Here is a 13290-nt window from a genome sequence, read left to right on the forward strand (position 1 = left end):
CCGGGCCACGGGTATGACAGGGTCCGGTGCTACGGAGGTACTACGGGGCCATGACGAAGATCCTCATCACCGGCATGTCCGGTACCGGCAAGTCGACGGCGGTCGAGTGGCTGCGCCACCGGGGACACCGCGCGATCGACACCGACACGGACGTCTGGAGCCGCTGGGTCACGCTCCCCGACGGCACCCGTGACTGGGTCTGGCGCGAGCAGGCCCTCACCGATCTGCTGGCCGGCCATGAAACGGGCCAGGGAACGGGCCATCTCTTCGTCGCGGGCTGCAAGAGCAACCAGGGCCGTTTCTATGCCCAGTTCGACCACGTCGCCCTGCTCAGCGCCCCCGCCGAGGTGCTGCTCGCGCGGATCGCCGCCCGCACGAACAACCCCTACGGCAAGCAGGCCGGCGAACAGGCCGAGATCCTGGGCTACTTGAGAGAGGTCGAGCCCTTGCTCCGGGAATCGGCGACCGTCGAGATCGATGCGACGGCGCCCGTGGAGGTCGTCGCGCGGCGGCTCGAAGCACTCACGGATCCACCGGCATGCTCGGGACGCCGCTGTCGATGACGCAGTTGTCGTCGGGGTCCTGGCTGTGGGTCTGGCTGTCGCCGGGGGCGGCAGTGCCGGACGCGCCCGAGGCGTCGGGGGTGGTGGACGTGGAGGGGCCGCACGAGGCGGTGCCGGTGTCGTCGCCGTCCTCCGGGCCGGAACCGGCGGTCGGGGTCGCCTCGGCGCCGGTGCCCGAGACGCCCGTCGGCGGAGTACTGGTGCCGCCCTCGCCGCTCTCGTCCGTGCCGCAGGCGACCAGCGCGCAGGCCAGCACGCCGATGCTGACGGCGAGCCGAACTCGTAAGGATCCAGGCATGAGTTGGCCCCTCCACGTCGTACGTCCGACCGGGGCCGGACGCCGGATGGCGCGTGAACGTCAGTAGGAAGAGTACGTGTTGAAGGCGTCGCCGACCCAGGTGGCGAAGTACGGCGAGCGCATCTCGGTCGGGTTGTCACGGCGTTCGGTGTTGCTGTTCACGCCGTTGACGTAGCCGCTCCAGTAGACGTTGTCGTCCTTGCCGAAGATCCAGGGCCCGCCGCTGGAACCGCCGGTCATGTTGCACGGCATCTTGATCTGGTCGGTGATGGAGGAACTGCGCTGCGAGGTGGTCGCGGAGCAGAAGTACTGCCACTGGCCGTCGAAGGCTCCGGCCGCCGGGTACCCCATGGCGACCATGAAGCGGTTCTTGGGGTAGTTCCACTGGATCCCCAACCCGCCCACGGAATTGACGAGTTCACCGGACGAGTTCGGCGAGGTGATGACGATGCCGACGTCGTAGCCGAAGTTGCCGCTGTTGACCCACCCGTTGAACGCGACCAGCGTCTCGGCCCACCACGTCCCGTACGGCCGGCTGCCGTGGTCGTAGTACGGCACGAACTGCCAGTTGGACGCCCAGCCTTGACCGGGACCGCCGTGGACGCAGTGCCCCGCCGTGAACACCATGTTCTTGTTGGTGGAGTTGACGGCCGACCCCGAGCACACGTAGTCGATGCCGTCGGAGCCCCGGTAGAACACCTTGCCCACGACCTGGGTCGCGGAGACCTTCAGCTTCGCCCCGCCCGGTGCGACCCCGACTCCCTTGCCCGCGACCGGTTCTGACCCGGTGGTAGCCCCGCCGACCGCCTCCTCGATGACGCTCTCGGGGACCGCCGAGTTCCCAACTGCCTTGGGCGGTACGGCCGCCGCCATGCGCTCCGGCGTCCAGTACGTCCCCGTCAGCGCCTGCGCGCCCGGCGAAACGCGGTGCTCCACGGCCGTCGAGGCGGCCGTCGTGGCCTGCCCTTCGGCCGCGATGACGGTCGACGGCGCGAACGCGAGTCCGAAGGCGACGCCGACCGCGAGTATGTATCTACAGCGCTTGCGTAACACGTGACACCCTCCCCATCCAGTGGCATGTCCACGCAAGCCTCCAAACTCCGGGCAACCCCTGTCAACGGTCCCATCGAGGTACAGGGTCCGGATATCACCCATGAGGACCCGGGCGGGAGAACTCAACACACCCTGGACGCACCACTGATGACGCTCCGTCACATTCCACTCGGCCCCGGCGTCCGGCACGGATCCCGGCAGCTCGCCGAGAGGGGCCGGATATCACCCAAGCCCTACGGCGCAGAGGTGTACGGGAGTTGAAACGGTGCCCTACACGCGCTTCACAGCGGGGTCGCCGCTTGCAGGATGACGAACATCGTCACCGCCGAGTTCGCCGACGACATCGCCGACACGGCCGTCCCCGCGGCGGCCCCCCACGCCGCGAGCCCCACCCCCGTGAACACGGACGGCCAGTGCCGCACGAGGGGCGCGGGACCCAGAAGTGCCGCCACCCGGCGGGGAATCGGGCCCGGTGCGGCGAATCCGGCGAGGGCCGGGACCGGGGCGCCCCGGGAGAGCAGCGCCGCCTTGCCGATGGCGCGCGCGACGGTGCGGCGGCTGCCGATGACGGCCGCCGCGTCCTCGTCGGCCCAGCGTTCCGCCGTGTAGGAGACGGCGGTTGCCAGGGGGCGCAGGAACGGGTTGGCGCGGGCGGCGAGTTGGACGGTGAGCAGGTACCGGTGGTGCCGGGCGGTGAGGTGCGCGCGCTCGTGCGCGAACAGGGCCCGGCGTTCGCCCGGATCGAGGCTGCTCAGCAGTGCCGTCGTGACGACGATGCGGTCACGGCGGGCGCCGGGCAGGGCGTAGGCGTACGGGGTGTCGTCCCGTAGTACCGCCACCTCTGTGGAGGGAAGACCCGTAAGGGCCCGGTGGGCGCGGCGGCGCAGGCGGAAGTGGTGCCAGGCCGTGCGAGCGCAGACCGCGGCGACGGCGATGAGGGCGGGGATGGCGGCCTTGCCCGCGACCTCGTCATAGGGGACGGCGGCGCGGACCTCGGGGTCGGACCAGCCGTCGGGCAGGGGGTTGCCCGGGAGCTGCGCCGTGCCGACGACCATCAGCAGGGCGAGGCAGACGGTGCTGCACAGGGCCATGACGGCGGCCATCGCGGTGAGGAGGCGGGTCGCGGCGCGGGGGTGGAGGTGCTGTTCGGCGAGGCGCGCTATCGGCCAGGCCGTCAGGGGCAGGACCAGGGGGAGGAAGACGAAGTACCCCATACGGCGTCAGTCCGTCCCTTCGCTCCCGGCCTCGCCGAGCAGTTCTCGCAGCAGCCGTTCGTCGTCGGCGCCGAGCCCGGTGACGAAGCTGGCGAGCACCGCCTCGCGGTCGCGTTCGCCGTCCAGGACCTTGCGCATCTTGCGCGCGGCCAGGCCGGCCTGGTCGGAGGCGGGGGTCCAGGCGAAGGAGCGGCCCGCGCGCTCGCGGGTGACGGCGCCCTTCTCCAGGAGGCGGGTGAGGATGGTGATGACGGTCGTGTACGCCAGGTCGCCGCCGAGGCGTTCCTGGACCCAGCCCGCCGTCGCGGGGCCGTCGGCGGCGCGCAGGGCCTCCAGGACGAGCGCTTCCAGCTCGCCCTGGCCCCGTCGCCGGGGGCGCTGTTCGTGATCCGTCACGCCCTTCTCTCCTCTCCCGCTCAGGTATCACCCCATCGTATCGACGCACCCCTCCCCGCAGGACCCCTAGTACTTTTGTTTCTACAGTGATGTAGATTTAAAAGCCGGAGGCGGCTTCTACGGGTCACCTCTCACGGCCCCTACGGGTCGTCCCCTACCCCCCGAGGAGGAGTTCGCAGTGGGAGTAACCCTGTCCAAGGGCGGCAACGTCTCGCTCAGCAAGGAGGCGCCCGGCCTCACCGCCGTCCTGATCGGACTGGGCTGGGACGTCCGCACCACCACCGGCACCGACTACGACCTCGACGCCTCCGCCCTGCTGCTGGACGCGGCCGGGAAGGTCGCCTCGGACGCGCACTTCGTCTTCTACAACAACCTCACCAGCCCGGACGGCTCCGTCGAGCACACCGGCGACAACCTGACCGGTGAGGGCGAGGGTGACGACGAGACCATCAAGATCAACCTCACCGGGGTCCCCGCCGACATCGACAAGATCGTCTTCCCGGTCTCCATCCACGACGCCGACAACCGCGGCCAGAGCTTCGGCCAGGTCCGCAACGCCTACATCCGCGTCGTGAACCAGGCGGGCGGCCAGGAGATCGCCCGCTACGACCTCTCCGAGGACGCCTCCACCGAAACCGCCATGGTCTTCGGCGAGTTGTACCGCCACGGCGCCGAGTGGAAGTTCCGCGCCGTCGGCCAGGGTTACGCCTCCGGGCTGCGCGGCATCGCCGCCGACTTCGGCGTGAACGTCTGAACACCCGCCGGATGTACGGGGATCGCCCCGAGGGGATCACCTTGAGGGAACACCCTCGGGTGGTCCCCCTTCCGCCTCTTCCACCACCGGGAGACCCTATGGCCGTCCCGCACCACCTCCGCCCCGAGGACCGGGCGGACTTCGAGGAGACCCTGCGCCTCGCGCTCGTCCGCACGGGCCAACGCGACCTGAAGGAACAGGCGTTGGCCGACGCCGACGTCATCATCGCCGCATCCGGCACCGAGTACGCCGCCTACGTCGCCCTGCGGCGCGACGCGAGCCGGACGCCGGACGCGCAGAGCACCGCGCTCGCCGCACTCGCCGTCCTCACGCCGATCGTCTCCGCGACGTCGGCCGCCTTCCTCCTCCTCGCCGGGTACGTCCTCCAACTCGCCGACGTCTCCGCCTCGTTGGCCGACTCGCTGGTCACCGCCGGCTGGGTGCTCGGCGTCGTCGCCGTCCTCAGCACCCTCCTCGCCGTCGCGGCACTGGTGCGCACGGCGGTGCGCGACCGCCGTGGGCCCGCCTCGCCCGCCGAGGTCGAGCAGGCTCGGCTGGAGTGGAAACGGGCGCTGCTGGAGCGGGGGTTGGTGCCGTACCTGTCGGGTTCGGGGGACAACTCGGGTCGCCAAGCCGCCAGTTGAGGTGGGAGAACGCGACGAGCCGGAGCCTGCTTGTGGCGGCTCCGGCTCGTTTCAGCCTCGGGGGGTTCAGCCGTAGAGAACCACCCGCGGCTGCACCGTCCCGACCGCTCCGGGGGAGTTGACGGTCAGGCGGTACACCTCGGTCAGCGTCTCGCCGGGGGCGAGCGTGCGCTGCGCGGTGGTGAGGTCGGTGTAGAGGGTGCCGGTCTGGTTGCCCGGCGTCACCGTCGTCCAGCAGCCGTCGGCCTTGCGGACCTCAAGTTTGACGTCGGCCGGCTTCAGGAACGGGCCCGAGTCCGGGGACACGAGCAGGAGTTGGGGCGCGGCTATCACGTCGGACGCGGTGGTGTTCGCGTACGTGACGGTGAACTCGTGGCTCTTGCCGTCGGTGGGCAGGGCACTGGTCGCCTGGTCCGCGAAGTCGACGGGCACCGGCGCCGGTTCGGCGGCGACGGTGGTGGCCGCCGGGGCGGTACGGGTGTCCGCCAGGGCGGGGGTGGCCGTGGCCAGGCCGCCCGCGAGCGCCACGAGGAGGGTCAGGGACGCGATGCGCGCACCGGTGTGGGGGAGGGAGACTTTCTTCACTGTGGGGGGTTCGCCTCTCGGAGAGATCGGACTTACCTCACCGAGTATTCCTGAGTGCTCCCGTTCTTTGCCTTCGGGACGTACAGCTGCTTCCAGTTCCAGCCCGTGCCGGTGCGCACGTAGTGGAACTCGACCGAGCGGTTCGTCTGCCACCAGTAGTCGGCGGCCGTGGTGCAGCCGTGCGCCGGGACGTCCCAGAAGCGCGAACCGCCCCAGTCACCATGGTCGTTGTAGCCGACGAGGTAGAACTTCAGGGCCGCGGCGTTGTCGTTGCAGATCCTGAGCTGCGCGTTCGCCGACGCGGCGCTCGCCGTCGCCGGGAACGCGACTCCGCCGAGCGCGGCGGCGACGGTCAGCAGTCCTGCGGCGATCTTGCGTTTCGTGTTCAGGGCAGTACGCATGGTCTTCGGTCACCTGTCTGTGGAGGTACTACGGGTAGTGCAGGGGGGTACTACGGGTAGTAGGGGCTCAGCGCAGCAGGCCCCGTGCCCGCAGCCAGTCCTCGGCCGTGTCGTCCGGGTCCTCGCCTGCGGAGATCCGCGCCGTGAGCTTCGCCAGTTCCGGCGTGGTCAGGGGCGCGTTGAGGCCGGCCAGGGCCTTGCGGGCGGCCGAGCCCAGCGCGGGGGCTTCGGCCAGCGGGAACACGTGGTCCTTGAGGGGTACGTCCGCAGAGCTACCCGAGTCACCGGGCGCCGCGTCGCCTCCATCCCCGTCCCCGTCCCGTAGTACCCGTACATCGGCCGCCGCCGGGGGCAGCGCGACGGTGCCCGGCGGCAGCGCCATGCTCAGCGTCGCCGCGAGGTCGCCGGGCACGCGCTGCCCGTCCGGCAGCACACTGAGCAGCGTGCTCCCGTACGCGGGCGCGAGGCCCAACTCGCCTGCCACGACGGCCCGTACGGTGTCGGCCGGGGTGGCGTACGCGGCGTCCGGCGTCTCGACCCGCTCCCCCGCCGCCGTGAGGACAGCGGCGTACAGGGCGGCCACGGCCCGGCTCTGCGGGGTGGCGTCGGTGCCGAGGACGATCGTGCCGGGGCGGTCGGCGGCCACCGAGGTCGTGCCGTCACCGCCCGCCGCGCCGCAGCCGGCGAGCAGCAGCACCGCGGCGAACCCGGCGGCGAGGGCGTGGCGCGCACGCGTCGTGGAGCAGCGCACGGCGGGCGGCTAGCAGTGGGCGCCGCGCTCGGCGGCGGTCATCTTGGCGTCCTTGAAGTTGACGTACCCGGCCTTGGGGTTGTCCTTGTTGAAGCCGGACGACTTGTAGTTGTTGACGTACCAGATGTAGTGCCCGTAGTACCTCTTGGGGAAGTGGAGCTCGTACCAGCCCTCCGCCTGCTGCTTGGAGGTGCCGCGCTCGATCCACCCCTTCGAACCGGCCGGGATGTTCAGGGTGTTGGACTCCGTGTCGGTGTGCGAGACCTCCCAGGAGTGGCCGTAGGTCGCGGTGACGGACACCTCGTAGACCTTCCAGAAGCCGGCGGTCGCGGTGACCGAGACGCCCACCGAGTTGGTCGTGCCGGTGGTGTCCGCCCAGTCGATGCGGTGCTGGTTGGTCTGGCTGCCGCAGTTGTAGGCCGTGCTGCCCACCTGGTGCCGGGGGCCGGTGTACGTCCAGTACTTCTGCGGGTGGAACTCGCACAGGTCGACCGAGCGCGTACCGCACTGGTCCAGCAGCTGCCTGGTCGTCGGGCTGTCCGCCGCGAGCGCCTGCGGGACGGCCAGCAGGGAGGCGCCCAGGGTGAGGGCCGCGAGGGTACCCGTAGTACGGGTGAGACCTTTGGGGGACGCGGTTGCGTAGCGCGTGAGATCCATCGATCGCTCCATGGGGGGGGAAGGGGCCCGCCCACCGTCGTGGCGGGCCGTTCCCCACTCACCTTTCGGGGGCCGGATTTGTTGCGCAACGCAGGTCGGAGGGGGAAACAACTCAGGTCGGGGGCAAGGCGGGCGCGTCCGCGGGCCGCGTGCCGCACACCCGCCGGTAGGGCGCGTCGGGCAGGTACGTCCTCCACTCCTCGGGGGACAGGGATGGGCCCGCGCGGGTGCACAGCCGGGCGGCGATCCGGTCGGGGTCGACGGTGTAGCTCTGCAGAGGGGCGCGGACGCCCCCCACCCGCAGAGTGACGCCGTCCGGGGTGAAGGCGAGCGTCCGCACCGCGTCACCCGCCGTCCTCAGGGATCCCCCTAGGGGCAGCCGGGCGTCGACGTCCCACACGCGGACGTCCCCGGAGCCGTAGCCGATCGCGAGGGTGGCACCGTCCTCGCTGAAGGCGAGGGCGGTGACCCGGGAACAGGTCAGGCACGCGGGCGCGTCGGCGGGTGCCGGGACCAGCGTCCCGGGACGGCGGCCGGCGGTCCACACGGTCACCTCGCCGTAGGCGTTGCCGGTGGCCTGGTGGCGACCGTCGGGGCTGAGCGCCGTGGGTGACGGGCTCGCCGCGCGCTCCGCGTGAGCCGTGCGCTCCGGGTAGGTCGTGTGCTCCTCGTGGGCCATGGTCTCCGGGACGGGCCCGGCGCCAGGCCCGTCGGAGCCCCGCCCTACGCCGGTGCGCACCCGGCGGGCGATGTCCCACAGCTCGGTGCCGAGGGTGCCGTCCGCCGTCGTCCGGGTGAGCCGTAGTGCGTCACCCTCCGGCGTGAGGGCGATCGCGCGGACGTCGGTGCCGGCGGGCGGGGTGAGGACGGCCCTGGTGCGCCGGTCCCGTAGATCCCGTACGACCACGGAGCTACGGGGGCCACCGGTGCCGTAGGCGAAGGTGCCGCCGTCCGGGGTGAAGGACATCAGCGGCGGACCGCCTGTGGCGGGGGCGGTGAGCGTGGCGAGCGGGCGGCCCGACTCGGTGTCGTACAGGTGGAAGCGGTCGCCCTCCGTGGTGGCCAGGAGAGCACCGTCCGAGGAGAGGAGTACGTCGTCCAGAGGTATGTCGTACCAGGGAGTGATCAAGGGGGTGGTGAGGTCGAGGGTGTGGACCGCGCCGCCGGTCAGGTAGCGGAGGGTGGGGGTGGTGCGGTCCCAGGCCAGCGCGGTGACGGGGCCGTCGGTGAGGGGATGGCGCAGGACCGGCGCCGCCGGGGAGGCGACGCGCCACACGGTCAGCTCGGGTCCGCCGCCGACCGCCGCCAGGAAACGGCCGTCCGGGGTGAAGGCGAGGTGTTCCGCGCGCCCGTGCGCGAGATCCGCCAGGCGGCGGCCCGTCACCGTGTCCCAGATCCGCGTCCCGGTCGGGGTGGGGACGGCCAGCCGGGTGCCGTCCGGGCTGAAGGCGAGCGAGCAGTACGCGGGCGAGGCGGCCGGCGCCCGCCAGTCGCCGGGGCGGGTGCGGTGCCGGAGGGTGTCCCACAGGAGGAGGGGACGGCCGGCACGGCACAGGGCGACCAGGCGGGCGCCGGGGGCGGGGTGTGAAGTGGGGGTGTCCATAGGGGAGTTAGCGGTGGTGGGGTCGGCCGGAGCTCCTGACGGATCCGGGTCGTTCGCGTCGGCCGGCGCCGGCTCGATCTCCTCGGTCGCGAACAGCACCCTGTCGTCCTCAAGGGAGCGCAACAGCACCCGTGAACCGTTCGCCATCACGTAACTCGCCCCGTCCACACCGAATCTGACGAACCGTCCAACAATAGGGCGCTCGGACGTCGAGCCGTCCGGTGCGCGGCGCCACAGGCTGGTGTCCCCGGTGCGGGGATCGGTCAGGGCGAGGGTGCGGCCGTCGGGGCTCGCGGCGGTGACGTGGGCCGCGCTCTCGGCGGACGTGAAGCGGCCGGTGCCGGTGCGACGGCGGTCGACGACGTCCCAGGTCGACCAGGTGCCTGCGGACGCGACGAGGAGAGCGCGGCCGGAGTCGACGAGGAACTGCCGTGCGGGAACGGCACTTCGGGACGTCGCCGCCCTCCCCGCCGCCGCGACCGCCCCGGCGCCTTCCTCCTCCCGCAGGCCCTCCATCGCGAACACGTCACTCTCCGCAGACCCGAACGCGTCCATCAACGCCCCACGGCTCTCCGGGATTTGGGACAGCCGCCAGGCCGCCACGCTCAGCAGCGCCCGCACCCGAGGGTCGGTGACCCGCTGCCGTCCGGCGAGGGCGGCGGCCTGCCGTGCGGCGGCGAGTCCACGCTGCCGTTCCACCACGCGGCTTTCCTGCCAGGCGATATGACTGACCGTCAGCGTGCCCATCAGCGCGAGGGAGAGCGCGAGGACCAGCCCCCGGACGCGTCCCCGGGTACGGTCGCTGGTCCAGCCCTCCATCGTCTGCGCGACCCGGGAGGCGCTGAGGAAGGCCCGCTCACCCGCCGTGAGGTCGTGGTCGCCCCGGTCGCGCCCGAACAGCGCGTCGGCGACGGCGAGCCGGGCACCCCGGTAGAGGCTGCCGGGGTCGCGGCCGTGCTCACGCCAGTCGCGGGCTGCCTCGGCGAGGTCACGGTGGCGGCGCATCCGCTCGCGGCTCTCCTCGATCCACCCCTGGAGCCGGGGCCAGTGGGTGACGAGGGCGTCGTGGGCCAGCTCGGCGTGCTGCCCGTCGAGGGTGACGAGCCGGGCCGCGGCCAGGCGCTCCAGTACTACGGGTACCTCGGGGTCGGGCCACTCGCGCAGCGCGGCGCGGGCGAGCGGGCGCCGGGTGTACTCCCCGTCATACCCAGGGGTGATGAGGGCGAGCAGGACGCGCCGCGCGGTACCGGTCTGCTCGGGGGTGAGGGAGCCGTACACCTCCTCGGCGGCCCGCGCGATCGCCCCGCGTACACCGCCGGTCTCCTCGTACGCCTGGAGGGTGAGGACCCCGCTGCGCCGGCGCCGCCAGGTCTCGCGCAGCGCGTGCGAGAGCATCGGCAGGGCGCAGGGCTGGTCGGTGGCCTCCTCGACGAGGCGAGCGGTGAGTTCGCGCTCGACACGCAGCCCGGCGGAGGTCGCGGGACCGACGACAGCCTCGCGCAGTTCGGCGCGGGTCATCGGGCCGACGGTGAGGGTGTGGCCGTCCAACTCCTCGGCCAGGCCGGGGTGTTCGGCGCACCGGCCGTGGAATCCGGCGCCGACGGCGACGACGACGCGCAGCCGGCTCGCCGGGTCCCGAGCGGCCAGGAGCTGGTCGACGAACCGCCAGCGGTCGGCGCGGTCCCGGCACAGGGTGAAGATCTCCTCCAACTGGTCGACGACGACCAGCCGTTCGGGTCCTTCCCGGCGCGGGACAAGGAGCCGTCCGTAGTCGGCGGCGGGTCGGCAGCCCGGCGTGAGAAAGGTCAACTCGCAGTCGCAGCCCTGGTCTTGGGCGAAGCGTTCGAGGCGGGGCAGGAGTCCGGCGCGCAGCAGCGACGACTTGCCGCTGCCGGAGGCGCCGACCAGGACGACGAACCGGTGTTCGCGCACCATCCGTAACGCCTCGTCGGCCAGCCGGTCCCGGCCGAAGAACAGCGCGCGGTCGGCGCTCTCGAACCGGGCGAGCCCCTGGTAGGGCGCGCCCGCGCCGTCCTCCCGCCTGGCGTCCGCCTGCCGTGCGACCGCGTTCAGCCGCTGCTCCCACACGTCGGGGTCGGCGCCGCAGGCGCGCGCGTAGGCGCGGACCACCGCGGCCGACGGCAGCCGCTCGCCGGAGGCCGCGCGGGACAGGGCGGTCACCGAGACGCGGGTGCGCTCGGACATCGTGCGGTAGGAGGGGGAGCCGAACCCCCGGCGGAGAAGGCGTAGTTCGTGGGCGAAGCGCTGGACGGGACCGGCTTCGGGGTCGAGCGGGCGTTCAGGCCTGCCCAGCGGGCGGCCGTTGCTTCTCGGGATCACTGGCAGTCGCTTTCACCAAGGCCACAGGGCGCGAAGTGCCGCGAGTATGCCACGCAACTTGAGAGTTAAAGGGGAATAGCTCGATTCAACCCCACGGGCAAGCGTTCACATTCTTAGACAATGATCAAGTACATAACTCTTGACGCGTTCACACCATGAGCCTAACGTCCCGAGAAAGCGCTTGCTATCGCCCGGGGATCCCCAGATCCGGGAGCTCTACCTGTTCACGTACACACCCCGCATACATGTACTCGAACGGAGCCGCACGATGCACCAGCGATCGACGAGACCAGCCGCCCCCGCACAACCGGTGGACCGCCCGGTAGCCCCACGGGTAACTTCCGCTCTCGCCTCCGCCGCCCTCCTCACCGGCGCCCTCGTGGCGCTCACCGGCACCGCGCCGGCCCACGCCGCGACCACCCGCTACGAGGCCGAGACCTCGCCCGCGGTCTGCACCGGCACGATCGACTCCGACTGGACCGGCTACTCCGGCAGCGGCTTCTGCAACGCGACCAACTCCACCAGCGGCTATGCCCAGTTCACGGTGAACGCGGCCGCCGCCGGAACCGCGACGCTCAACATCCGCTTCGCGAACGGCACTTCGGCCGCCCGCCCCGCCTCCCTCGCCGTCAACGGGACGACGGTCCAGACGCCGTCCTTCGAGACGACCGGCGCCTGGACGACGTGGGCCACCAAGACGCTGACCGTCACCCTCAACGCGGGCAGCAACACGATCCGGCTGACCCCTACGACCTCCGGGGGACTACCCAACGTCGACTACGCGGAGGCGACTACCACCGACTCGACGACACCGCCCGCGACCGGCGCCATCTACGTCTCCCCGACCGGCACCGACAGCGCGGCCGGCACGCAGTCCGCGCCCACGACACTCACCTCGGCGATCAGCCGCGTCACCGCGGGCGGCACGATCTACCTCCGTGGAGGGACGTACAACCACTCCGCCACGGTGACGATCCCCCAGACCAACAGCGGCACCTCGTCGGCCCGTACGACCCTGACGGCGTATCCGGGTGAGACCCCGGTGCTCAACTTCTCGGCACAGACCGAGAGTTCGTCCAACCGCGGGCTCCAGCTCTTCGGGTCGTACTGGAAGGTCTACGGGATCGTCGTCGAGCGGGCCGGGGACAACGGGATCTACGTCGGCGGCAGCCACAACGTCATCGAGCGGACGATCACCCGCTACAACCGTGACACCGGGCTCCAGTTGGGCCGGATCGCCTCCTCCACGCCGAGCAGCCAGTGGCCCTCGGACAACCTGGTCCTCAGCGCCGAGTCCCACGACAACGCCGACTCCGACGGCGAGGACGCGGACGGCTTCGCGGCGAAGCTGACGACCGGCACCGGGAACGTCTTCCGCTACGCCGTCGCCCACAACAACATCGACGACGGCTGGGACCTCTACACCAAGCCCGACACGGGTCCGATCGGCCCGGTCACCATCGAGGACTCGCTGTCGTACAACAACGGCACGCTCTCCGACGGCACCGTCAACTCCAACGGCGACCGCAACGGGTACAAGCTCGGCGGCGACGACATCGCGGTGGACCACGTCGTGCGGCGCAGCATCGCCTACCGCAACGGCAAGCACGGGTTCACCTACAACAGCAACCCGGGCTCGATGACCGTCTCGAACAACCTCAGCATCGACAACACCCAGCGCAACTACAGCTGGGACGCGGGGACTTCGGTGTTCCGCTCCAACACGTCCTGCCGGTACAACGTCAGCGGCTCCAACGACAAGACGATCGGGAACGCGGACAGCACGAACCAGTTCTGGACCGGCACCAACGGCTCGCGCTGCGCGTCGAGTTGGTCGGGCGCGCTGCGCTGGTCCTTCGCCTCGGACGGCAAGCTGGTGGTGACGCTGGGCGGGGTGACCGTCACGCTGTGACCGACCGAACCAACCGAACCGACCGAACTGGCTGAATCGGCTGAACCGGCTGGCCTCCTGGCCGACGCGGACGGTGTGCGGGCCCGCCCCCTTCGAGAGCGGGCCCGCGAACACTCCCA

The 13290-nt window shown here is 71.5% G+C and carries 13 protein-coding genes; 4 read left to right on the forward strand and 9 right to left on the reverse strand.

Annotated features, from left to right (window positions below; all coding sequences use genetic code 11):
* Positions 1 to 50: 50 nt before the first annotated feature.
* Positions 51 to 563, forward strand: a complete 513-nt coding sequence (locus tag IAG44_RS18995; RefSeq protein WP_187748284.1) for an AAA family ATPase — start codon at positions 51 to 53, stop codon at positions 561 to 563.
* On the opposite strand, the gene IAG44_RS19000 is transcribed toward IAG44_RS18995, so the two are convergent.
* The 4 genes from IAG44_RS19000 to IAG44_RS19015 form a co-directional block, all read right to left on the reverse strand.
* Positions 523 to 861: a hypothetical protein gene (locus IAG44_RS19000; protein WP_187748285.1), complete on the reverse strand. Its 339-nt coding sequence runs from the start codon at positions 859 to 861 to the stop codon at positions 523 to 525. The genes IAG44_RS18995 and IAG44_RS19000 overlap by 41 nt on opposite strands.
* 60 nt (positions 862 to 921) lie before the next feature.
* Positions 922 to 1914, reverse strand: coding sequence for a trypsin-like serine peptidase (locus IAG44_RS19005; protein WP_187748286.1), 993 nt, complete (start codon positions 1912 to 1914; stop codon positions 922 to 924).
* Positions 1915 to 2195: 281 nt separating this feature from the next.
* Positions 2196 to 3128 (reverse strand): M56 family metallopeptidase, encoded by a 933-nt coding sequence (locus IAG44_RS19010; RefSeq protein WP_187748287.1) that lies wholly within the window; start codon positions 3126 to 3128, stop codon positions 2196 to 2198.
* 6 nt (positions 3129 to 3134) lie between these two features.
* Positions 3135 to 3524 carry a BlaI/MecI/CopY family transcriptional regulator gene (locus IAG44_RS19015; RefSeq protein WP_187748288.1) on the reverse strand — a complete coding sequence of 130 codons (390 nt, stop codon included), beginning with the start codon at positions 3522 to 3524 and terminating at the stop codon, positions 3135 to 3137.
* Between the two features lie 178 nt (positions 3525 to 3702).
* On the opposite strand from IAG44_RS19015, the gene IAG44_RS19020 reads away from it, so the two are divergent.
* Together IAG44_RS19020 and IAG44_RS19025 are read left to right on the forward strand one after the other, a co-directional pair.
* The gene (locus IAG44_RS19020; protein ID WP_187748289.1) at positions 3703 to 4278 is read left to right on the forward strand and encodes a TerD family protein; all 576 of its coding nucleotides are present in this window, start codon (positions 3703 to 3705) and stop codon (positions 4276 to 4278) included.
* A 98-nt stretch (positions 4279 to 4376) separates the two neighbouring features.
* Positions 4377 to 4922, forward strand: coding sequence for a hypothetical protein (locus IAG44_RS19025; RefSeq protein WP_187748290.1), 546 nt, complete (start codon positions 4377 to 4379; stop codon positions 4920 to 4922).
* Positions 4923 to 4988: 66 nt separating this feature from the next.
* Here the strand turns inward: IAG44_RS19025 and IAG44_RS19030 are convergent, their stop codons facing one another.
* From IAG44_RS19030 to IAG44_RS19050, 5 genes are all read right to left on the reverse strand, one after another.
* Positions 4989 to 5507: a hypothetical protein gene (locus IAG44_RS19030; protein ID WP_187748291.1), complete on the reverse strand. Its 519-nt coding sequence runs from the start codon at positions 5505 to 5507 to the stop codon at positions 4989 to 4991.
* Between the two features lie 32 nt (positions 5508 to 5539).
* A complete protein-coding gene (locus IAG44_RS19035; protein WP_187748292.1) occupies positions 5540 to 5908 on the reverse strand; it encodes a hypothetical protein in 369 nt (122 codons plus the stop codon).
* A 67-nt stretch (positions 5909 to 5975) separates the two neighbouring features.
* Positions 5976 to 6659: a type 2 periplasmic-binding domain-containing protein gene (locus tag IAG44_RS19040; protein ID WP_187748293.1), complete on the reverse strand. Its 684-nt coding sequence runs from the start codon at positions 6657 to 6659 to the stop codon at positions 5976 to 5978.
* Between the two features lie 9 nt (positions 6660 to 6668).
* The gene (locus tag IAG44_RS19045; RefSeq protein ID WP_187748294.1) at positions 6669 to 7316 is read right to left on the reverse strand and encodes a hypothetical protein; all 648 of its coding nucleotides are present in this window, start codon (positions 7314 to 7316) and stop codon (positions 6669 to 6671) included.
* Positions 7317 to 7428: 112 nt separating this feature from the next.
* Positions 7429 to 11259 (reverse strand): WD40 repeat domain-containing protein, encoded by a 3831-nt coding sequence (locus IAG44_RS19050; RefSeq protein ID WP_246561871.1) that lies wholly within the window; start codon positions 11257 to 11259, stop codon positions 7429 to 7431.
* Positions 11260 to 11527: 268 nt separating this feature from the next.
* Between IAG44_RS19050 and IAG44_RS19055 the strand changes: the two genes are divergently transcribed.
* The gene (locus IAG44_RS19055; protein ID WP_246561872.1) at positions 11528 to 13171 is read left to right on the forward strand and encodes a carbohydrate-binding protein; all 1644 of its coding nucleotides are present in this window, start codon (positions 11528 to 11530) and stop codon (positions 13169 to 13171) included.
* Positions 13172 to 13290: the final 119 nt, after the last annotated feature.

Origin of the sequence: Streptomyces roseirectus, from assembly GCF_014489635.1 — a bacterium.
In the GTDB taxonomy this organism is placed as follows: Bacteria; Actinomycetota; Actinomycetes; order Streptomycetales; family Streptomycetaceae; genus Streptomyces; species Streptomyces roseirectus.

What these genes read in the sequence shown, in the direction of transcription:
- IAG44_RS19045 (WP_187748294.1), bottom strand. Translation starts at nt 7,316, where the DNA reads ATGGATCTCACGCGCTACGCAACCGCGTCCCCCAAAGGTCTCACCCGT.
- IAG44_RS19035 (WP_187748292.1), bottom strand. Translation starts at nt 5,908, where the DNA reads ATGCGTACTGCCCTGAACACGAAACGCAAGATCGCCGCAGGACTGCTG.
- IAG44_RS19000 (WP_187748285.1), bottom strand. Translation starts at nt 861, where the DNA reads ATGCCTGGATCCTTACGAGTTCGGCTCGCCGTCAGCATCGGCGTGCTG.
- IAG44_RS19055 (WP_246561872.1), top strand. Translation starts at nt 11,528, where the DNA reads ATGCACCAGCGATCGACGAGACCAGCCGCCCCCGCACAACCGGTGGAC.
- IAG44_RS18995 (WP_187748284.1), top strand. Translation starts at nt 51, where the DNA reads ATGACGAAGATCCTCATCACCGGCATGTCCGGTACCGGCAAGTCGACG.
- IAG44_RS19010 (WP_187748287.1), bottom strand. Translation starts at nt 3,128, where the DNA reads ATGGGGTACTTCGTCTTCCTCCCCCTGGTCCTGCCCCTGACGGCCTGG.
- IAG44_RS19025 (WP_187748290.1), top strand. Translation starts at nt 4,377, where the DNA reads ATGGCCGTCCCGCACCACCTCCGCCCCGAGGACCGGGCGGACTTCGAG.